The organism is Ignavibacteriota bacterium (assembly GCA_016708125.1).
In the GTDB taxonomy this organism is placed as follows: domain Bacteria; phylum Bacteroidota; class Ignavibacteria; order Ignavibacteriales; family Melioribacteraceae.
In genome coordinates this window covers 2,822,525-2,842,244 of the sequence record JADJGF010000001.1, presented here as the reverse complement: position 1 = coordinate 2,842,244, position 19,720 = coordinate 2,822,525, and the positions used below count along the sequence as shown (strand labels likewise).

The 19,720-nt window shown below is 28.8% G+C and carries 21 protein-coding genes and 1 pseudogene; 5 read left to right on the top strand and 17 right to left on the bottom strand.

Annotated features, from left to right (window positions below; all coding sequences use genetic code 11):
- Window position 1: 1 nt before the first annotated feature.
- The 7 genes from IPH62_12425 to IPH62_12395 are packed head-to-tail and all read right to left on the bottom strand — an operon-like array spanning window position 2 to window position 6,709.
- A complete protein-coding gene (locus tag IPH62_12425) occupies window positions 2-691 on the bottom strand; it encodes a response regulator transcription factor (protein ID MBK7106079.1) in 690 nt (229 codons plus the stop codon).
- Between the two features lie 6 nt (window positions 692-697).
- Window positions 698-1,702 carry a Gfo/Idh/MocA family oxidoreductase gene (locus IPH62_12420; protein ID MBK7106078.1) on the bottom strand — a complete coding sequence of 335 codons (1,005 nt, stop codon included), beginning with the start codon at window positions 1,700-1,702 and terminating at the stop codon, window positions 698-700.
- Complete coding sequence (locus IPH62_12415; protein ID MBK7106077.1) at window positions 1,686-3,617, bottom strand: 1-deoxy-D-xylulose-5-phosphate synthase; 1,932 nt, start codon at window positions 3,615-3,617, stop codon at window positions 1,686-1,688. The genes IPH62_12420 and IPH62_12415 overlap by 17 nt, the downstream gene beginning before the upstream one ends.
- A 17-nt stretch (window positions 3,618-3,634) precedes the next feature.
- The gene (gene xseB, locus IPH62_12410; protein ID MBK7106076.1) at window positions 3,635-3,847 is read right to left on the bottom strand and encodes an exodeoxyribonuclease VII small subunit; all 213 of its coding nucleotides are present in this window, start codon (window positions 3,845-3,847) and stop codon (window positions 3,635-3,637) included.
- Window positions 3,844-5,022, bottom strand: a complete 1,179-nt coding sequence (locus IPH62_12405; protein MBK7106075.1) for an exodeoxyribonuclease VII large subunit — start codon at window positions 5,020-5,022, stop codon at window positions 3,844-3,846. Before IPH62_12405 ends, xseB begins: the two co-directional genes overlap by 4 nt.
- Complete coding sequence (locus IPH62_12400; protein MBK7106074.1) at window positions 5,022-5,882, bottom strand: site-specific DNA-methyltransferase; 861 nt, start codon at window positions 5,880-5,882, stop codon at window positions 5,022-5,024. The genes IPH62_12405 and IPH62_12400 overlap by 1 nt, the downstream gene beginning before the upstream one ends.
- The gene (locus IPH62_12395; GenBank protein MBK7106073.1) at window positions 5,882-6,709 is read right to left on the bottom strand and encodes a hypothetical protein; all 828 of its coding nucleotides are present in this window, start codon (window positions 6,707-6,709) and stop codon (window positions 5,882-5,884) included. Before IPH62_12395 ends, IPH62_12400 begins: the two co-directional genes overlap by 1 nt.
- Before the next feature lie 112 nt (window positions 6,710-6,821).
- Between IPH62_12395 and surE the strand changes: the two genes are divergently transcribed.
- The 4 genes from surE to IPH62_12375 all read left to right on the top strand — a co-directional run bounded on the left by surE (window position 6,822) and on the right by IPH62_12375 (window position 10,813).
- A complete protein-coding gene (gene surE / locus IPH62_12390) occupies window positions 6,822-7,586 on the top strand; it encodes a 5'/3'-nucleotidase SurE (protein ID MBK7106072.1) in 765 nt (254 codons plus the stop codon).
- A gap of 20 nt (window positions 7,587-7,606) precedes the next feature.
- Entirely contained in the window at window positions 7,607-9,709 is a 2,103-nt protein-coding gene (locus IPH62_12385) for a hypothetical protein (GenBank protein MBK7106071.1), read from the top strand.
- Between the two features lie 16 nt (window positions 9,710-9,725).
- Entirely contained in the window at window positions 9,726-10,004 is a 279-nt protein-coding gene (locus tag IPH62_12380; protein MBK7106070.1) for a hypothetical protein, read from the top strand.
- A gap of 119 nt (window positions 10,005-10,123) precedes the next feature.
- Window positions 10,124-10,813 (top strand): ComF family protein, encoded by a 690-nt coding sequence (locus IPH62_12375; GenBank protein ID MBK7106069.1) that lies wholly within the window; start codon window positions 10,124-10,126, stop codon window positions 10,811-10,813.
- Here IPH62_12375 and IPH62_12370 read toward each other — a convergent pair.
- From IPH62_12370 to IPH62_12350, 5 genes are all read right to left on the bottom strand, one after another.
- Window positions 10,810-12,441 carry an arginine--tRNA ligase gene (locus tag IPH62_12370; GenBank protein ID MBK7106068.1) on the bottom strand — a complete coding sequence of 544 codons (1,632 nt, stop codon included), beginning with the start codon at window positions 12,439-12,441 and terminating at the stop codon, window positions 10,810-10,812. The two genes, IPH62_12375 and IPH62_12370, sit on opposite strands and share 4 nt — an antisense overlap.
- A 32-nt stretch (window positions 12,442-12,473) precedes the next feature.
- On the bottom strand, window positions 12,474-12,824 hold the full coding sequence (gene rsfS / locus IPH62_12365; protein MBK7106067.1) for a ribosome silencing factor: 351 nt from the start codon (window positions 12,822-12,824) through the stop codon (window positions 12,474-12,476).
- Between the two features lie 2 nt (window positions 12,825-12,826).
- Window positions 12,827-13,321 carry a LytR C-terminal domain-containing protein gene (locus IPH62_12360; GenBank protein ID MBK7106066.1) on the bottom strand — a complete coding sequence of 165 codons (495 nt, stop codon included), beginning with the start codon at window positions 13,319-13,321 and terminating at the stop codon, window positions 12,827-12,829.
- Window positions 13,322-13,420: 99 nt separating this feature from the next.
- Complete coding sequence (locus tag IPH62_12355; GenBank protein ID MBK7106065.1) at window positions 13,421-13,903, bottom strand: hypothetical protein; 483 nt, start codon at window positions 13,901-13,903, stop codon at window positions 13,421-13,423.
- A gap of 61 nt (window positions 13,904-13,964) precedes the next feature.
- Window positions 13,965-14,417, bottom strand: coding sequence for a RidA family protein (locus IPH62_12350; GenBank protein ID MBK7106064.1), 453 nt, complete (start codon window positions 14,415-14,417; stop codon window positions 13,965-13,967).
- An 88-nt stretch (window positions 14,418-14,505) separates the two neighbouring features.
- On the opposite strand from IPH62_12350, the gene mazG reads away from it, so the two are divergent.
- Window positions 14,506-15,267, top strand: a complete 762-nt coding sequence (mazG, locus tag IPH62_12345) for a nucleoside triphosphate pyrophosphohydrolase (protein ID MBK7106063.1) — start codon at window positions 14,506-14,508, stop codon at window positions 15,265-15,267.
- Between the two features lie 63 nt (window positions 15,268-15,330).
- On the opposite strand, the gene IPH62_12340 is transcribed toward mazG, so the two are convergent.
- From IPH62_12340 to guaA, 5 genes and pseudogenes are all read right to left on the bottom strand, one after another.
- A complete protein-coding gene (locus IPH62_12340; protein ID MBK7106062.1) occupies window positions 15,331-16,287 on the bottom strand; it encodes a PhoH family protein in 957 nt (318 codons plus the stop codon).
- Window positions 16,288-16,398: 111 nt separating this feature from the next.
- Window positions 16,399-17,076: a LysM peptidoglycan-binding domain-containing protein gene (locus IPH62_12335; GenBank protein ID MBK7106061.1), complete on the bottom strand. Its 678-nt coding sequence runs from the start codon at window positions 17,074-17,076 to the stop codon at window positions 16,399-16,401.
- Window positions 17,077-17,106: 30 nt separating this feature from the next.
- On the bottom strand, window positions 17,107-17,382 hold the full coding sequence (locus tag IPH62_12330) for a hypothetical protein (GenBank protein MBK7106060.1): 276 nt from the start codon (window positions 17,380-17,382) through the stop codon (window positions 17,107-17,109).
- 103 nt (window positions 17,383-17,485) lie between these two features.
- Window positions 17,486-18,163, bottom strand: a complete 678-nt coding sequence (radC, locus tag IPH62_12325) for a DNA repair protein RadC (GenBank protein MBK7106059.1) — start codon at window positions 18,161-18,163, stop codon at window positions 17,486-17,488.
- An 8-nt stretch (window positions 18,164-18,171) separates the two neighbouring features.
- Window positions 18,172-19,712 (bottom strand): annotated as a pseudogene (gene guaA / locus IPH62_12320) (glutamine-hydrolyzing GMP synthase).
- Window positions 19,713-19,720 lie beyond the last annotated feature (8 nt).

The following is a 19,720-nucleotide window of genomic DNA, read 5'->3' as shown; positions in this document are numbered from 1 at the left end:
ATTAAAATTCTCGGAAGCGATATCCAACACCTTTAATTGTTTCAATCAAATTTGCTTCTTCACCTAATTTTTCTCTAATCTTACGAACATGAACATCAATGGTTCTTTCAATTACATAAATATCTTCGCCCCAAACATCATTCAAAATTCTATCTCTTGGAAAAACTTTTCCGGGTTTTTTTGCCAAATAAAATAATATTGCAAATTCTTTTTTGGGAAGGATTATGTTCTTTCCATTTACCTTAACTTCAAACTTATCTTTATTAATTTCAAGCGGGCCAATTTTTAGTATTGACGAATTCTGCTGATCTTTTTCATCTGTATTTGTTGATCTTCTTATTTTTGATTTAACTCTCGCAACAAGCATTTTGGGAGAAATCGGTTTTTTTATATAATCGTCGGCTCCAAGATCAAAACCTTTTAATTCATCAAACTCACTTATTTTTGCGGTAAGAAAAATTATCGGAATATCATTATAAATTTCGTTTAGTCTAATATTTTTGCAAACTTCATACCCATTCATTTTGGGCATCATTACATCCAAAACTACAACATCGGGATTTTCTTGCATCTTTTCGAGAGCAGATTCTCCATCGTAAGCGGAAATTACTTCAAATCCTTCTGCTTCCAAATTGTATTGAAGAAATTCTACAATATCTTTTTCATCATCAACTAATAATATTTTTGCCATTTTATTTTATAAATTAATTTCTGATTGTAAATTAGCAGATTCATATAGACTTTCAATTAATTTCATTCGAGATAATGCTTCATTACTTGAGGAAATTAGCGGGACCGAATCTCGAATTGCACCGACAAAATGTTTCAATTCATTTTCATAAGATTTTTTAAATAAATCTTTTACCTGCAAGCCGGAGTTTGAAGTTAAATCAATCCTGTTTGAACCCATTTTTTTATAAGCTCGTAATGGATTTAAATGTCCCGTTCCTTTTGTTCCGTAAGCTGCTAATTTAAAACTTTCTGTTTCATCATGAAATGACCAGCTTACTTCATAATTTACAACTGCAGAATTGTTCATTCTAATAAATCCAACTGAAGAATCTTCAATATTTTGAGTTGCGTGATAAAAATGCTGAGCAGATGCATTTTTAATTTTAGGATAATCCAAAAGCCAAAGTGCAGTATCAATTACAACAATTCCTAAATCAAACATTACACCGCCACCGGCTAAACTTTTTTTATTAAACCATTTTTGCTGGCTGCTTTGCTTTCTTGTCCATCCAGATTTTATATAAAATAAATCGCCAAGTTCACCACTATTTATTAAACTTTTGAGAAGCATAGTATCCGGACGAAACCTAAAATTCATTCCAACCATAGCGTGACATTTATTCTTTTTTGCTTCCGCATCAATTTCTTTTGTTTCTTCTAAATTTAATGCAATTGGTTTTTCAATTAAAACATGTTTCTGTTTTGATAAACATTCAACCGCAATACTTTTATGAGTATTTGTTGGAGTTGAAATTATTACTGCATCAATTTCTTCAGATTCTAACATTTTTGTAAAATCTGTAAATCTATTTTTTATATTAAATTTATCTGCAACTGTATTTAATCTTGTTTTGTTAACATCCGAAACCGCAACAAGATCAACAGAATTTAGCTTTGATAAAATTGGCAGATGAACTAATTGTCCAACTGTTCCTAAACCAATAACAGCTATTTTAGTTTTTTGGTTCAACTATAGCCTCATGAATAATTTTCGATTTAACAAAAGTTTGAATTTGTTCAGCAATTCCTTCCGGATCAATTCCAATAATTTTGTGCAATTCTTGCTGAGTTCCGTGATCAATAAATTTATCGGGAATTCCAATAAGCTTCACATCATTTTTATAATTTTTGGAATTTAAATATTCTAAAACTGCACTTCCAAATCCACCGACGATTGAATTTTCTTCGAGCGTAATTATTTTATCAAATTTATTAGCAACTTCATCTAATAAATTTGTATCTAAAGGTTTTATAAATCTCATATTAAAAAGTGCCGAAGATATATTATTTGCATTTAACAATTCAACAACTTTTTCCGAATAAGTTACCATTGAACCAACAGCCAAAATAGCAATATCATTTCCATCATTTATTTTTTCTGCTTTTCCAATTTCAATTTCTTCAAAATTTTCTTTTACTTCAACGCCAAGAGCATTTCCACGAGGATATCTTATTGCAATTGGTCCCTTTTCATATTTGGTAGATGTGTACAACATATTTCGTAATTCGGCTTCATCTTTCGGAGCCATAATTACAATTCCGGGAATATATCTTAAATATGATAAATCAAATGTTCCGTGATGAGTTGGACCATCGGCGCCGACTAAGCCGGCTCTATCCAAAACAAAAACAACATGCAATTTTTGTAAAGCAACATCATGAATAATTTGATCAATAGCTCGCTGTAAAAATGTTGAATAAATTGCTACAACTGGAATTATTCCTTGAGTTGCAAGTCCCGCGGCAAAAGTTACACCGTGTTCTTCTGCAATTCCAACATCAAAATATCTTTTAGGAAATTCTTTTTCAACATAAGATAATCCAGTTCCATCGGGCATTGCTGCAGTAATTCCCACAACTTTATCATTATTTTTCATTATTTCAACAAGAGCTTTGCCAAATATTGATGTATATGATGGAGCCGTTCCGGATTTTTTGTGAATTTCTCCGGTTAATTTATCAAATGGAGTAACACCATGAAACGCAGATTTGCTTCCTTCTGCTGGCTTGTAACCTTTACCTTTTTCACTAATTACATGAACCAAAATTGGTCCGGAAAGTTCTTTTATATGTTCAAATAATGTAATTAATTTTGAAATATTATGTCCGTTTGCGGGACCAAAATATCTAAAACCCAAAGCTTCAAATAACATTCCGGGAGTTACAATTGCTTTAATTCCGGATTCAACTCTTCCGGCAACAGTTCTTAATCTATCTCCAAACTGATCTAATTTTCCGGTTAAATCCCAAATTGCACCTTTGAATTTATTGTATTCCGGATGAGAAATTACTTCATTAAAATAATTTGAGATTTGCCAAACGTTTGGAGCGATCGACATGTTATTATCATTAAGTACAACTATTAAATTTTGTTTTTGAAAGCCGGCATTATTCATAGCTTCATAAGCCATTCCGCCGGTCATTGCACCATCACCGATTATTGCAATAACTTTTTTGTTATCTTCACCTTTAATTCTATTTGCTGCTGCAATTCCAAGTGCTGCGGAAATTGATGTTGATGCATGACCCGCACCAAACTCATCGAATTCACTTTCCGATCTTTTTAAAAAACCGCTTATTCCGTTAAGTCTTCGGATAGTTTTTAATTTTTCTCTTCTTCCGGTTATAATTTTATGCGGATAGGCTTGATGTCCGGTATCCCAAACTAATTTGTCAATTGGTGTGTTAAAAACTTTGTGTAAAGCAACAGTTAATTCAACGGTTCCAAGTCCGCCGCCAAAATGTCCGCCGATTTGAGAAACAACATCAACCATATAATTTCTAATTTCCGAACATAAGTCTTTTAATTCAGATACGGAAAAATTTCTAATATCTTTTGGTGAATTTACTTTAAACAGAATTTTGTATTGTGATTCATCAACCAATTTATTGCGCTCTTTCTTTATTTATCAATTTCATTTTTGAGTTCACTATTAAGTTCTTGTACTTTCAATTCAGCATTTGTTAAAAGTTCACTGCAATATTTAGAAAGTTTAATTCCTTCTTCATAAATTTTTATAGAATCTTCAAGCGAAACATCATCATTTTCTAATAAATCTGCAATTTCTCTTAAACGATTTAATGAATCTTCAAAATTTTTAATTTTTTTACTCATTTATTAATACTCACTTTTCCATCATAAAATTTAATATCAAAATTTTTGTTTGAATTAAATTCATTTTTACGTTTTACAATTTTTTCATTTTGATCAATTAAAACAAATCCTTTTTTCAAAATTGAATTTACATTATTACTTGAAATTATTTTCGAAAAAATTGCCAAATTATTTTTATTCTCTTTTAAAAAATTAGCAATAATAACTTGAATTCTAAAAATATAATTATCTATTGTCTGTTTTTTAGAATTTATTAAACTTGTTAAATTCTTAAAACCGTAGGATTTTTTTAAAATACTAATTTCTGATTTTAAATTATCAATTTTTTCAAAAATTGAATTTGTGATATTATTTGAAAATTCATTAATTATATTTAAAATTTCTTCTTGATTAGGTGTTGCAATTTCCATTGCTGCAGATGGAGTTGGAGCCCGTAAATCTGCAACAAAATCTGCTATTGTAAAATCAATTTCGTGTCCAACACCGGAAATTATTGGAATTTTTGAATCAAAAATTGCGCGCGCAACAATTTCCTCATTGAAAGCCCACAAATCTTCTAAAGAACCGCCGCCTCTTGCAATAATAATTAAATCTATTTCTTTTTGCAGATTTAATTTTTCGATACTTTCAACAATTTGTTCAGCGGCTCCTTCACCTTGAACTCTTGTTGGTGCAACAATAATATTAACCAACGGAAATCTTCTTGATGCAACGCTAAGCATATCTTTTAGAGCGGCTGTGTCGGTTCCGGTTACAATTCCAATAGTATTTGGAAAAACCGGAATTTGTTTTTTATAAATTTCGTCAAATAAACCTTCTTCAAATAATTTTCTTTTTAGTTGCTCAAATGCTTTTTGAAGTTCACCTTCGCCGGCTGGTTTCATAGATTTTACATCTAATTGATAATTCCCTCTGGGCGGGTAAACTGTAACTTTTCCGGTAACAATAATTTGCATTCCGTCTTGTGGAGTGAAAAAAACATAATTGTTAATTCCTTTCCACATTGTGCAGCTTATTTGTGCATTTTTATCTTTTAAAGTAAAATACCAATGACCGGAAATGTGAGATTTGAAGTTTGAAATTTCGCCAATAATTTTTACTTGTTCAAAATTATCTTCAATTACTCGTTTAATGTGAGAAGTTAATTCACTTACAGAAATTGCATTTTCCAAAATTAACTTTCCTTCCTAAAAATTAAGCAATATTGATGATGTCTGTTTCCTACCCAAGCACTGTTTACACCAAGCGCAATAAGTGGTTTATCATCTTGAAGCCAAATTTTTTCATCTTTTAAAATCCAACTTTTACTTCCGCGTTTTGTTAATGAAACTGCAGTATCAAATGCCAACGGAAAAACTTTACTATGGTAAAAAATATTATTTGTAATTACAGCCAAGTAACCTTTATCTTTTGTAATTTCATAAACTTGATCAAAAATATTTGCTTGAGCTTCAAGAAATTCTTCATAATTTTCAATATTTCCAATATCAGATTTTATTTTGGAATATTTAGTATCCAATCCATTTTCATTTCTTTTTTTTTGTCTGAGTGAATTTCTTTCCAACTGATTCCAATATGGCGGAGACGTAATTGTGAAATCTATTTTTTGTGCTATATTATTTTTACTAAATAATTCAATTAATTTACTCGAATTTCCTTTTAATGAAATTATTGAATTTTTAAATTCTCTCTCCGTAATTCTTTTTTTTGAAATTTTATAATATTTTTCGTTCAGTTCAATTCCGATTGCATTTCTATTTAAATTTCCGGATGCAATTAATGTGCTTCCCGTTCCTAAAAAAGGATCGAAAACCCAATCATTTTCTTTTGTGAAAAAAGATATAAATTCTTCGACTAAACTTTCGGGAAATTTAGCAGGATGAAGAATTTCTTCATTATTTCTTTTTTTTGGTTTATGGATAAACCAAGATTTGGTAAACTTAATCCATTCTTTTCCGGTTAAGTTATTTAGTTTATTATTCGAATTGAACTTACCTCTTTCGCCAAGATCAATAACATTATTGGTTTTCTTCATTATAAATCAATTGTAAAAAAATGAGAATAAAGTCCTACAGAAATTTCGTGAAAATATTGGGAAGTATTGTTAGGTTTTAAGTTGTATCGATATTTTGTATAAACCGTAAACACATCGTAAACTTTAAATAATCCAATTGAAAATTCAGCGCCAATTCCATTAAAACCTTTTAAATTGCTAAATCCGGAAATTCCCGGAGAAATATACTCAATTCCTTTTATCGGAATAAAATGTTTATAACCTAAACGAACTAAATCTCTAATATTTGATTTATAAATATGAGTATATTCAAAACCAATATTTCCGCTTGGATAATTATAACCGGAACCGTAAAAAGTAATTAAGGGAATTTCTTTTGTTAGACTGAAATAATTTTCTTTATCAATAATTGCTAAATTTGGCGATGGCAATGCGTAAAGTAAAAGTCCCAGTAGAATTGTGGATACCGGATTGCTTCCGGATTTTGTGAAAATAAATTCATCATAAGGAAGTATTGCTTCAAAATCTTCCGAAATAAATTTTTCGCCGGATTCGTTTTCCGAAATTATTTTATACGGTACATTTTTTTTATTGAATTTGTAAGTGCTGAAATCAATTTCAATTTTGTGATCTTCCAAAAATTCATTTGAAATTTGAAATTCATACTTCTCATCAATGAATATTTTTGTCTTCACCGGAAATGAAGTATAGAAACTAAGTTTAAAAGTATGAGGTTTTTCCGGAGTTACAAATCCATCAATAATAAAAATTTCTGTTTCGTCTTGTGCAAAAACCGGAAGTGAAATTAATATCAAAATAAAAAATAATTTGCTGAATATTTTTTTCATAATAAATTTATTTTAGTTCAATGTTTATCGATGTATAACGGTTTAATTAACAAACTTTGGTATATTTATTTCTATAGTAAAAATTGTCTTTTAAAATATAGGAAATTTATTTATGAAAATATTGGTTAGTAATGATGATGGAATTGGCGCGGAAGGAATTTATCAGTTAGCAGATGCTTTAAGTGAAATTGGCGATGTTACAATTGTTGCTCCTTTATCTGAACAAAGTGCAGTTGGTCATTCAATAACAATGAAAGTTCCTTTAAGAGTTTCTGAATATAATTTGAGAAATAAATTTACCGGATTTGCCGTAAATGGAACTCCGGCAGATTGTGTAAAATTTGGAATTAAAAATTTATTGGATTCACCTCCGGATATTGTTGTTTCGGGAATAAATCACGGATCAAATACTGCAATTAGTATAATTTATTCCGGAACAGTTTCAGCCGCGCGAGAAGCCGCAATTATGGATTGTCCCGCAATTGCATTTTCTATTACAAACCACAAACCAACAAATTTTGACTTTGCAAAAAAAGTTGCAAAGGAACTTACTTTAAAAGTTGTTAAACACGGACTTGCAAAAGGAACATTGCTAAACGTAAATATTCCCGATTTACCGGAGAGTGAGATTAAAGGAATTATTGCAACTCAGCAAGGTAATTCAAAATGGGCTGATATTTATGAAAAAAGAATTGATCCTTACGGTAACGATTATTTTTGGCTAACCGGCGAAATGATTGATTTTGATAACGATATAAAATCAGATCAGATTGCAATTAAAAATAAATATGTTGCAGTAACTCCGGTTCATTTTGATTTAACCGATTATAAAACTTTTGAAGAATTGCAGACATGGAATTTGTCCTCATTAAAATAAATTTTCATTTCTAAAAGCAAATGAATTTGTTTGAGAATTTTAACATATCTATATCCGGCAATCCAGTATTACTTATTTTTGGATTGCTGATAATTTTTATTTATTCAATTTTCATTTACAAAACAACGCTTCCAAAAATTAATTTATTTGTAAAATCAATTTTAATTTTTCTGCGAACCGCAAGTTTATTTTTAATTTTTATTCTTCTTTTCGATCCAATTATTTCTTCAACAACAAAAGAAATAAATGAACCGATAAACTTATTATTTCTTGATAATTCAAAATCCGTTAAACAAATATCTACAGAATCAGAATTAAAAAAAGTTGTAGAAATTTCCAATGAAATAATTAATGACGATTTGAAATCAGAAATTTATTTTTTTGGAAATAATATAAAAAAAGTGATTAATGTTGATTCAATTTCATATGATAATTCTTCAACAGAATTTGATAACATTTTTAAAATTGCGAAACAAAAGAAAAATGTTTCATCAATTGTAATCATAAGCGATGGAATAAATAACCAAGGTTCAAATCCGGTAAACTCCGCAAGTGAATTAGGACTTCCAATTTTCACAATTGGTTTGGGCGATACAACAATTGAAAAAGATATCGAAGTTCAAAAGATTTCTGCGAATGAATTTATTTATGCCGGCAGAGAAACTGAAATTGAGATTTCAATTTTAAACAAAAATTTGTCTGAGCAAAATGCAATAATTCAATTAATTGAAAACGGTAAAATTATTTCTCAGCAAGAAATAAAAATTAGTGAAACCGGAATAAATAGATTGAGATTTACATATTCCAGCGTGAAAGAAGGTGAACACAAAATTATTGCAAATGCATTTTTAAAAGGTGAAGAAAAAAATAAAACAAATAATACGAAATCTGTTTTATTAAATATATTAGCTTCAAAACAAAAAATTGCAATTATAAGCGGCGGACCAAGTGCCGATTTATCAATTGTGGTAAGCACTTTAACCAAATTTGAAGATTATGAAATTTTTCCAATAGTTCAAATTGGTGAAAACAAATTTCTAAATTCTAAAAGTGATATTAATATTCTTAAAAATTCTGATGTTGTTTTCTTAGTTGGATTTCCGACAAAAAATACAAACTCAAATTTTATTAAAAATATTTTAGTAGAAATTTCGAATTCCAAAAAACCGGTCTTTTTTATTTTCTCAACAAATATTGATTTTACAAAACTAAGTGAAATTAAAAATATTCTCCCTTTCAGTTTTGCGCAGATTTCAAATTCATTTATTGAAACTCAGATAAATTCCCAAAACGTAAATTATTCTATAATTGGAAATTTAAATGAAGAATTGGCAAGCTGGAAAAAATTGCCACCAATAAATTTAACAAAGACAAAAATTATTCCTTCGGTTGAATCACAGATTTTATTAGTTGATCAAAATTCAAAACAGCCGGTTCTATTTTCGAGTTCTGCAAAAAATAAAATTATTGTTTTAACGGCAGCAAATTTTTGGCGTTGGAAAATTCAATCTTCAGAAAAGCAAAATAATTTATTTGAAAATCTTTTAATAAATTCAATTAAGTGGCTTTCGCTCAATTCCGATAATCAAAAATTTAATTTGAAAACTCAAAAGACAATTTTTTCTCTTGGTGAAAAAGTAATTTTTAATGCAAATTATTATGATGATACTTTTGAACCGATCAATAATGCAAATTTGGAAATTGAAATTTCAAATGAAAAGTCTTCGCAGAAAATTCTTCTTAGTGCAATTGGGAACGGATTATATGAATCTGAATTTACGCCAAACCAATCTGGAAAATATAATTATAAGCTAATTAGCGAAAATAAAAATTTAAATTTCTCTAATTCATTTTTGATTGAACCAATTGAGTTGGAATTATTAACAAAAAGATCCGATAGAAATTTTTTACGCGAATTATCATACAATTCCAACGGAAAATATTTTGATATCAATTCAATAAATAATTTAAATGAACAAATTCAATCAATTTATAAAAGCAGAATTAGTTTTAATTATATAGATAATGAGTTGCGAATATCTTTTTTACATCTTATATTGCTAATAGTAGTTCTGTTTTTTTCCATCGAATGGATAATAAGAAAGGTTTTGCGAATGTTATAATTTTTTTGAGGTAAAAATGGAATTTTTAAAGTTTGAGAAAAAACATGTTTTAGGAATTCAAGAAATTGATGTACAACATAAGGAAATTTACGAATCTGTAAATCATTTATATGAAATTCTGAATGGTGACAAAAAAGAAATTATTGAAAACTATCAATCACTTCTGCAAAAATTAAAAGTACATTTCGAAACTGAAGAAAATCTGATGAAAAAAATAAAGTGGTTGAGTTTATTTCTCATAAACTTGAGCACGATAGAGCATTGGAAAAATATTCTGAATATTTTAAAACATTAAAAAAAGCTAATTCAACGTTGGATTCTGAAATTCTTGTTTCTTTGAAAAATTGGCTTGAAAATCATTTTGAGAAAAAAGATTTAAAATTAAAATATATTTTAAACTAAATTTAAGATATTTTGATTAAAGAAAATTTCAATCTTCTCCTTGATTTTTTCCTTCCAAGAATTTGCATAAACTGTAAAAATAAAATTTTAGATAATGAAAAAATAATTTGCTTAAACTGCTTTATCCTTCTTCAATTTGCTTCACAAGAAAGAATAACTTCGGAATATGAAAGAAAATTTACAAAAGAAAATATTGTAAAAGATTTTCAATCGGCATTTATTTTTGCAGATGAAACACCAATCCAAAATATTATTCATGAACTAAAATACAATGGTAAATTTTATATTGGAAAATATCTTGGCAAAAAAGTTTCAGAAATTTTAAAGGAAAAAATAGATAATTGGAATGCAGATTTAATTATTGCAATTCCCTTGCACAGTTTACGCAAAGCTGAACGAGGTTTTAATCAAGCTGATATTATTGCAAAGGAAATTGGGGAAAATCTTAAAATAAATTATGGAAAAAATATTTTAGTAAGATCACGATTTACCGACACGCAGACAAAACTAAATCTTGTTGAAAGAAAACAGAATATGAGAGATGCCTTCAAGTTAAAAAATCAAAAAATAATTAAAGATAAAAATATTATTCTTGTGGATGATGTAATTACAACCGGCGCAACAGTTAGTGAATGTGCAAAAATTTTAAAAGCAAATGGAGCAAAGAATATTTTTGCATTATCAGTTGCAATTGCAGATTAGTACATACTTTCCGGAGCTTCTATTCCCAGAATTGTTAGACCGTTTTTCAATACAGTTTTAACAGCAATAATTAAAGCAATTCTTGCTTCTGCTAAATTTTTCTCGGAGCCAATAATTCTGCACTCCGTATAAAATCTATGAAATAACGCCGCAAGATTTTCCAAATAATTTGCAAGTTTGTGAGGCTCAAAATTTATTGCGGAACTTTTTAATTCTTCTTCAAATCTATGCAGATGTTTAATTAATTTTTGTTCAATTGGTTCAACTAATAAATCAAAATTTTCACAAGAAATATTAAGTTCTTGTTCTTTTGTTAATCTTAAAATTGATGCAATTCTTGCGTGAGCATATTTTAAATAAAATACCGGATTTTCATCTGATTGCTTTTTCGCAATATCCAAATCAAAATTCATGTGCGAAGAATAATTTCTCATAATGAAAAAATATCGGACAACATCTTTTCCCACTTCATCAATTAATTCATCCAAAGTAATAAAATTAGCTTTTCGAGTTGACATTTTTACAACTTCGCCACCTTGCGTAATTGTAACAAATTGGTAAATAATTACTTTAACTTTTTCTTTTGAATAACCCAAAGCTTCAATTCCGGCAAGCACATCAGTGTATGTTGCATTATGATCCGAACCGAAAATATCTACAATTAAATCATAACCTCTTTCAAATTTAGTTTTATGATAAGCGATATCTGGAAGTCTATAAGTTGGTTCGCCGGTTGATTTGACAATTACTTTATCAACTTCTTGTCCCAATTCGCAGAACTTTAACCAAGTGGCATCATCTTTTTTATAAGAAAGATTTTTCTCTTCCAAAAATTTTAGTAAAGAATCAATGTTGCCATTTTTATACAAATCATCTTCATTGTAAAATTGATCAAATTCAATATCAATTCTTTTTAATGTTGATTTGATATCGTTAAAAATTTCTTCTTCGGCAGTATTTTTAAAAATTTCATTTTCTAAATCATCTTTAAATTTATCGGAAAATTTATCATAAATTTTTTGTGCAATTTCTTTAATATATTCACCTTGATAAAATTCATCACTAAATTCCTTGTTGATTCCTAGAATTTCTAAATAACGTGCTGCAACCGAAGCTCCTAAAACGCGCATTTGTCTGCCGGCATTGTTAAAATAATATTCTCTATCAACAGAATAACCAATTGCTTCCAATAAATTTGCGAATGTATCACCCAATACAGCATTGCGTCCATGTCCTACTGTTAATGGTCCGGTTGGATTTGCAGAAACAAATTCAACATTTGCTTTTTTACCGTTGAATTCTTTACTGTAACCAAATTTTTCACCTTCGGAAATTATTTTTTCAATTTTTTTATTTACAAACTTTGGATTGAAATAAAAATTTATAAATCCCGGTCCCGCAATTTCGGTTTTAGTAATAATATTTGAATCGTAATTTAAATTAGAAATTATATCTTCTGCAATTTGTCGCGGATTTTTTTTAAGAATTTTTGTAAGAAGCATTGCTGCATTTGAAGATAAATCACCATGCTCTTCATCTTGCGGAACATTAAAGAATAAAGGAATTTCATTTAAATAAGATAATTTTTCAGAAGCTTGATTAAACAAGGAGTATAAATATTCTTTCACATTTTTCTCATAAAATTTTTGGAAGGAAAATATTAATTGGAGTTTTCAATTTCGGTAATTTCTGCATCGCCCCAAAGTTTTTCTAAATTATAATAAACTCTTGCATCTTTCTTAAATACATGAACAACAACATCAAAATAATCAATCAAAACCCAATTTGATGCGTTATAACCTTCTTTATTGTAACATTTAATTCCATCTTTTCTAAGTTTTTTATCAATTTCATCGGCAATAGCTTTAACGTGAACGTCAACATCACCGGAGCAAATAATAAAATAATCAGCAACTGCAGAAAGATTTGTCAAATTTAAAACAGAAATATCAAACCCTTTTTTTGATTGTATAATTTCAACAATTTCATTTACTAAATTTTTGGTTTCCAAAATTAATATTCACCTATAATTGGTTTAAGTTTATAATAATCTTTTCCTATAACTAATGAAACATCCAGAAAATAATTTTCATTTAATTGCTGAATTACTTTTACTTTCTCAATTCCTAATGCAGAAGCCACTTTTAGAGCATTTGCTTTGTTCCCAATTCTATCAATAACAAACGTCTCGTCAACATCATAAGAAACATAATTCCCTATTTCAACCACATCAAATCCTCTTGATCTAAGAAAATCCGTATATCTATCTGCAACTCCCGCAACACCGCAGCCGTTTAAAACATCCAACTGAATTATTTCTGCGGCTACTTGACTGTTTTTTAATTCATCTATTTTTTCCGAACCTTTTACTAATTTAATATAAGCCGAATAACTTAGATAAACTATTAAAACAACCAGAAAAAATATTAGAATATTATAAAAAATATTTACCGTTGATGTTTGAATATCAACTTTAGAATCGTTTTTCTTTTTAATAGTTTTTTTCAATTTTGAAGTTATATTTTAGATAAATAAATTAACAAAACATATTATGTTTTTATTTTCTGATTGTAAAAATAATAAAATAAATTTTGTTAGCCTATTTTACTAATCAAACCATCTGTTTGAATATGGTGACAGTCTTCCGTAACCGTAACTATTATAATATCCATACGGTGAGTTGGAAAACATTAAACTGATATTAAAATCTTTTGAGGGATTGTAATTTATTCTCGCGTTATCAATATAAAAACCATTTATTGATTTTGTGAATGAATCTCCAAGCGTATTATAAGGACTATTAACTAAACTTGCATCAAGCTCAAAATCAAATTCTTCACTAAATTTATATGCAAGGTGATTTGTATAAACGCCAAGTGCCAAACCATTATTTCCGAATGAAGAATAAGAAATTCCAAAACTGTGATTCATCGAAAAATTTTCCGGATTTATAAAACTAAAAAGTGAGCTAATTGGATTTTCACTTAAAATTCCACTTCTTATATCTATTGGTTTACTTTCTTCTCCTTTAAATTGTGCAAATGAAAGAGAAGATATAAATACTAAAAAAATAAAAGTTAATTTTTTCATAATTTGTTAGACCAAAAAGTGTTCAAATTGTTTCAAGAATTTAAACAATATTGTAAAGGTATTAAACTTCTACAATCATTTCAACTTCAGTGGTTGCGCCAAGCGGTAAGCCATTTACACCAACTGCGCTTCTTACGTGTTTCCCACTTTCGCCAAACAATTCAACTAAAAATTCAGATGCACCGTTTGCAACTTTTGGCTGATCACCAAATCCATCAATATTATTTACAAAAACTGTAACTTTTACAATTCTTTTAATTTTGTCCAAATTTCCCATTTCAGATTTTATTACACTCAAACAATTTATTGCACATAATTTTGCTGATTCTTTTCCAACTTCCAAAGTAATTTCTGCACCGACTTTTCCCTTATATTTTACGATTCCGTTTTCAAGAGGAATTTGTCCCGCAGTGAAAACCAAATTACCAATTTTTGTTGCCGGAATATAAGCTGCTAAAGGCTTTGGCGCATCTGGAATTTTAATATTCATCAAATTTAATTTTTCTTCAATCATTTTATTTCTCAGTTAATTACGATTAAAAATAACTCATTTTCTGATATAAAAAAATCATAAATTTAATATACAAACATTAAGGCAAAATATGCACAAAGAAAAATTTGACGAACTTGTAAAAATTATGCGCAGGCTTAGAACCGAATGTTCATGGGATAAAGTTCAAACTTTTGATTCGATAAAAGCCGCAACTTTGGAAGAAACTTATGAAGTTATTGAAGCGATTGATGACAAAAATTATTCATCGCTCAAGAACGAATTAGGCGATCTTTTACTCCACATTGTTTTTCATTCCGTAATTGCAGAAGACCAAAATTTATTTAATATAAATGATGTAATTGATTCAATAAGTGAAAAATTAATTAGAAGACATCCGCATGTTTTTGAAAATTTGGAAGTTGCGAATAATAAAGAAATTGAAAAAAATTGGGAAAAAATTAAAATGCAGGAAGGAAGAAAATCAATTTTGGAAGGAATTCCCAAAAATCTACCGGAATTGCAAAAAGCTTCGCGAATGCAAGAAAAAGTTTCAAAAATTGGTTTTGATTGGGAAAATAAAAATGATGTTTGGAAAAAAGTTATTGAAGAAATTGAAGAAATGCATGAATCTGAAAAAACCGGTGATAAAAACTTGTTAGAGAAAGAAATGGGCGATGTATTTTTTGCGTTAATAAATTATTCAAGATTTTTAGGAATAAATGCGGAAAATGCTTTACGCAGAACAAATAAAAAATTTCTTCAAAGATTTAATTACATTGAAAAAAAATTAGAGGAGAATAAAAAATTAATTACAGAATCTAATTTGCAGGAAATGGATAAATATTGGGAGGAAAGTAAAAAGTACTTTTAAGAATGATTTTGGATATGAGATTTGAGATTTTAGAATTTAAAATTGAGATTTACAATTTAGAAATTAATTTCCATTATTATATTGCTCATAAGCGTGGATAATATCTTTAACAAGTTTGTGTCGTACTACATCAGATTTTTTGAAATATACAAAAGAAACTCCATCAACACTTTGAAGAATTTCCTTTACAAGAATTAATCCGCTTTCCGTTCTTTTGGGTAAATCAATCTGAGTTATATCTCCGGTAATTATTGCTTTTGAGTTTGGACCAATTCTGGTTAAAAACATTTTCATTTGAATGTTTGTACTGTTTTGAGCTTCATCAAGAATAATATAAGAATTATTTAAAGTTCTTCCGCGCATGTAAGCTAACGGAACAATTTCAATAATATTTTTTTCCATATAATTTTTAAGTTGCTCACTTGGAAGCATATCTTGCAATGCATCAAATAAAGGTCGTAAATACGGATCAATTTTTTCTTTAAAATCACCGGGCAAAAATCCTAAACTTTCTCCGGCTTCAACTGCAGGTCGCGCTAAAACAATTTTTTTAACAATACCTTTTTTAAATTGTGCTATTGCAAATGCAACCGCCAGATAAGTCTTTCCGGTTCCGGCTGGACCAATACCAAAACAGATATCATTTTCGCTCATTGCTTTAACATATTCAAACTGAGTTTCAGTTTTAGCTTTTATTACATCTTTTTTGGTATAAAGAACAATTGAATTGTAATCATCGTTACTAATAATATCTTTTCCGGATAATGTTAGATCGACTATTGTAGCAACATCATTTGGAGTAAGATTATTTGTTGTATTCAAAACGTAAATCATTTCTTTGAATACTTTTTCAATTAATTCAACTTCTTCAGTAGTTCCTTTTATTAATGCAAGATCACCGCGAATGGAAATTGTTGATGTTACTCTTTCTTCAATTGGTTTAAGATTGGCATCATTAGAACCGAGAAGTGCTAACAAATCTACATTATCTAATTTTATTTTTTTTTCTATATGTGTAATAGTTGCCTCAAAACTAAAAAAGGATATTCAAAAAGTTTTTGCAATTGTTTACCAAACTATTGCAACATCTTTCAGAATATCCTTGAAAATTTATTAAATCAAAAACAAATTTTATTGCATTGGAGCTGGTTTGTAATTTGCTTTTAATTTGTTGTATTTAGCTGTTTCTTCTTCTGTTAAATTTGGTATTGTAAATTCTTGTTTTGGATAAATTAAATCAGGATTTTTAATTTTATCTCTGTTTGCATTATAGATTTTTGGCCAAGCAAAGCCGTTTCCATAATGTTCTTGCTTTTTAGAAATTCCCCAAAGATGATCACCTTTTACAACTGTATAGTTGATTTCTTCAGCCGGCCATGCATCTAACATTTTTTGTAATTTGCCATGAACGATATCATAAAAAGCTGGTAAAGCACTTAATTTGCTTGCTTTTAAAGCATCTAATTCAGCTTGTCTATCAGCTTTTGTTGGTTTTTTTGCAGAAATATCAGCCATTAAAGCGTTAACTTTTGCATCATAAGCTTCAACATCACTTTTTGTAGCACCAACTGAAGCATACATTTCGTCTTGGCATTCTTCATAAGTTTGCAAAGAATTTTTCTTTTCTTTTAATGAATTTACAGAAGCTTGTAAACTTTCTAATTCTGCTGAAAGATCAGCTTTTTCTTGTGTCAATCTTGCAATTTCAGCTTCCCACTCATCTGAAGTCATTTCTTCTTGAGCAAAAACACTTGTTGAAAGGAAAACTAATAAAGCTAATAATGCAAGTACGCTCTTAAATTGTCTCATTTATATACTCTCCTTTTATTATTAAACTTTTTATAAACCTAATTTTTGTAAATTTGCAGTAGTAGCTTCTTTATCTTTTGCACATTGAGCAAGTTTTGCTTCTATTTCAGCTATTTCTCTTTCTAACTTTGTTTTTTCACTTTTTAGGCTATTTACTTCTGTGCCTAATGCAGATACTTCACTTCGTAAAGCATTTAATTCTGCCATTTGTTCGTCACTAACACCACCACAGCCGGTCAAACCTATTGAACCAGCTAAAAAAACTACTGCCAAGGAAGTAGTGAGAAGTTTTTTGATTTTTGTCATTTGGTAATCCTCCTAATGTAAAAGAATGATTTATTTATTTGTGAAATTCTTTTAGTAAATATATTAAATTCTATAAGTTATAATATAACATTTTTTTATAAAACTAAATAATTCTCTTTTCAACTAAACTTGTAAATTTATCTCCTGCAATAATTAAATGATCTAATACTGTAATATCAAATATTTTTCCGGCTTCAGCTAATCTTTTTGTAATAGCAATATCTTCCTTACTTGGTTCACTGTTTCCACTTGGATGATTATGAATTAAAAATATACTTGCGGAATTATTATCTATTGCAACCTTAAATACTTCTCTTGGATGCACAATACTTGAATTTAGATTGCCAATTGAAATTATCTCAAACTTAATGATTTGATTTGATGTATTCAAGCATACGACAATAAATTTTTCTTTAACCTCGTCTTTAAGCAAAGGAATAAATATTTCCGCTAGATCTTCTGGTGAAGTTATCTTTTTCTGCGAAAACCATTTTTCATTAAACTTAATTCTTCTTGAAAGTTCAAATGCAGCGACTAAAGTTGCAGCTTTATCTTTACCAATTCCAATTTGTTTAGTAAATGATTCAACAGATTTTGAGGCTAGAATAGCTAAATTATCTTTTTGTAATAATTTTTGAGCAACTTCAATTACTGATTGTCCCTTGGTTCCAGTTCTTAAAAGAATTGCAATAAGTTCAGAATCACTTAAATTTTGAGATCCGCGTAAAATTAATTTTTCTCTTGGTCTATCATCAATCGGCAATTCTTTAACTTTTAGCATTTTTAGTTTTACTCCCACTCAATTGTAGATGGCGGTTTGGAACTTATATCATAAACAACTCGGTTAACTCCGGATACTTCTCTAATAATTTTATTTGAAATAAATTCTAAGAATGAATTATCAAATCTGTACCAATCGGCTGTCATTCCATCTGTGGAAGTTACTGCTCTTAAGACAATAACTGATTCATAAGTTCTTGCGTCTCCCATTACTCCAACTGATTGAACAGGAAGTATTACTGCAAATGCTTGCCAAATTTTATAATATAGATCAAATTTTTTCAGTGAGTCAATAAAAATATCATCAACATCTTTTAATATTCTAAGTTTTTCTTCGGTAATTTCCCCTAAAACTCTTACTGCTAAACCAGGACCCGGAAATGGATGTCTATGAACAAATTCGTGCGGTAAACCTAAAATTTCTCCAATTTCTCTAACTTCATCTTTGAATAATTCTCTAAAAGGTTCAATTAATTTCAGATTCATTTTTTCCGGCAAACCGCCAACATTATGATGAGTTTTTATTTTATGCGAAGCTGTTCCAGCAGATGCTGATTCTATTACATCCGGATATAATGTTCCTTGAACCAAAAACTCTGCGTTTTCAATTTTGTTAGATTCTCGTTCAAAAATTTCTATAAATGTATTTCCAATAATTTTTCTTTTCTTTTCCGGATCAGAAATTCCACTTAATTTTGTCAAAAATTCAATTGATGCATCAACATGAATTATATTTAGCTCATAATTTTCTTTAAATAATTTTACAACTTTTTGCTTTCGTTTTTTCTCATTAATCCATTATCAACATGAACACAAGTTAAATTATCACCAATTGCTTTATGCAATAAAATTGCCGCAACAGAAGAATCAACTCCACCGCTTAAAGCGCAAATTACTTTTGAATCTTTGACTTTCTCTTTAATTTCTAAAATTGAATCTTCGATAAAATTGGTCGGAGTCCAATCAGCATTGCAGTTACAAACTTCAAAAATAAATGTTCGTAAAATTTCTTTACCGTTTTCTGTGTGAGCAACTTCCGGATGAAATTGTAGTGCATAAATTTTTTTATCATTATTAAAAATTGAGCAAATTGGGGAATTTTCAGTCTTTGAATCTATTTCAAATCCATCCGGAATTTTTGTAATATAATCACCGTGACTCATCCAAACTATTGATTTGTCATTTACATTTTTTAATAATCCATCCTTTTTCAAAATTTGAATATTTGCTTTTCCATATTCTCTATTTTGTGCCGGTTCAACTTTTCCATTAAAGTGTAAAGTAACTAATTGCATTCCATAACAAATTCCAAGTATGCGAATATTTAGATTAAAAATTTCCGGATCAACTTGCGGAGAATCTTTTTCGTAAGCGCTGGTTGGTCCTCCGGAAAATATAATTCCCTTTGGATTTAATTCCTTAATTTTATTAAGCGAAGTAAAGTAAGGATAAATTATTGAGCGAACTTTTTGTTCTCTAATTTTTCTTGCAATTAATTGTGTGTATTGAGATCCGAAATCTAAAACTAAAATTGTGCTATGAGTTTGCATTTTATATA

What these genes read in the sequence shown, in the direction of transcription:
- IPH62_12425 (MBK7106079.1), bottom strand. Translation starts at nt 691, where the DNA reads ATGGCAAAAATATTATTAGTTGATGATGAAAAAGATATTGTAGAATTT.
- xseB (MBK7106076.1), bottom strand. Translation starts at nt 3,847, where the DNA reads ATGAGTAAAAAAATTAAAAATTTTGAAGATTCATTAAATCGTTTAAGA.
- IPH62_12400 (MBK7106074.1), bottom strand. Translation starts at nt 5,882, where the DNA reads ATGAAGAAAACCAATAATGTTATTGATCTTGGCGAAAGAGGTAAGTTC.
- IPH62_12395 (MBK7106073.1), bottom strand. Translation starts at nt 6,709, where the DNA reads ATGAAAAAAATATTCAGCAAATTATTTTTTATTTTGATATTAATTTCA.
- surE (MBK7106072.1), top strand. Translation starts at nt 6,822, where the DNA reads ATGAAAATATTGGTTAGTAATGATGATGGAATTGGCGCGGAAGGAATT.
- IPH62_12385 (MBK7106071.1), top strand. Translation starts at nt 7,607, where the DNA reads ATGAATTTGTTTGAGAATTTTAACATATCTATATCCGGCAATCCAGTA.
- IPH62_12380 (MBK7106070.1), top strand. Translation starts at nt 9,726, where the DNA reads ATGGAATTTTTAAAGTTTGAGAAAAAACATGTTTTAGGAATTCAAGAA.
- IPH62_12355 (MBK7106065.1), bottom strand. Translation starts at nt 13,903, where the DNA reads ATGAAAAAATTAACTTTTATTTTTTTAGTATTTATATCTTCTCTTTCA.
- IPH62_12350 (MBK7106064.1), bottom strand. Translation starts at nt 14,417, where the DNA reads ATGATTGAAGAAAAATTAAATTTGATGAATATTAAAATTCCAGATGCG.
- mazG (MBK7106063.1), top strand. Translation starts at nt 14,506, where the DNA reads ATGCACAAAGAAAAATTTGACGAACTTGTAAAAATTATGCGCAGGCTT.
- IPH62_12335 (MBK7106061.1), bottom strand. Translation starts at nt 17,076, where the DNA reads ATGAGACAATTTAAGAGCGTACTTGCATTATTAGCTTTATTAGTTTTC.
- IPH62_12330 (MBK7106060.1), bottom strand. Translation starts at nt 17,382, where the DNA reads ATGACAAAAATCAAAAAACTTCTCACTACTTCCTTGGCAGTAGTTTTT.
- radC (MBK7106059.1), bottom strand. Translation starts at nt 18,163, where the DNA reads ATGCTAAAAGTTAAAGAATTGCCGATTGATGATAGACCAAGAGAAAAA.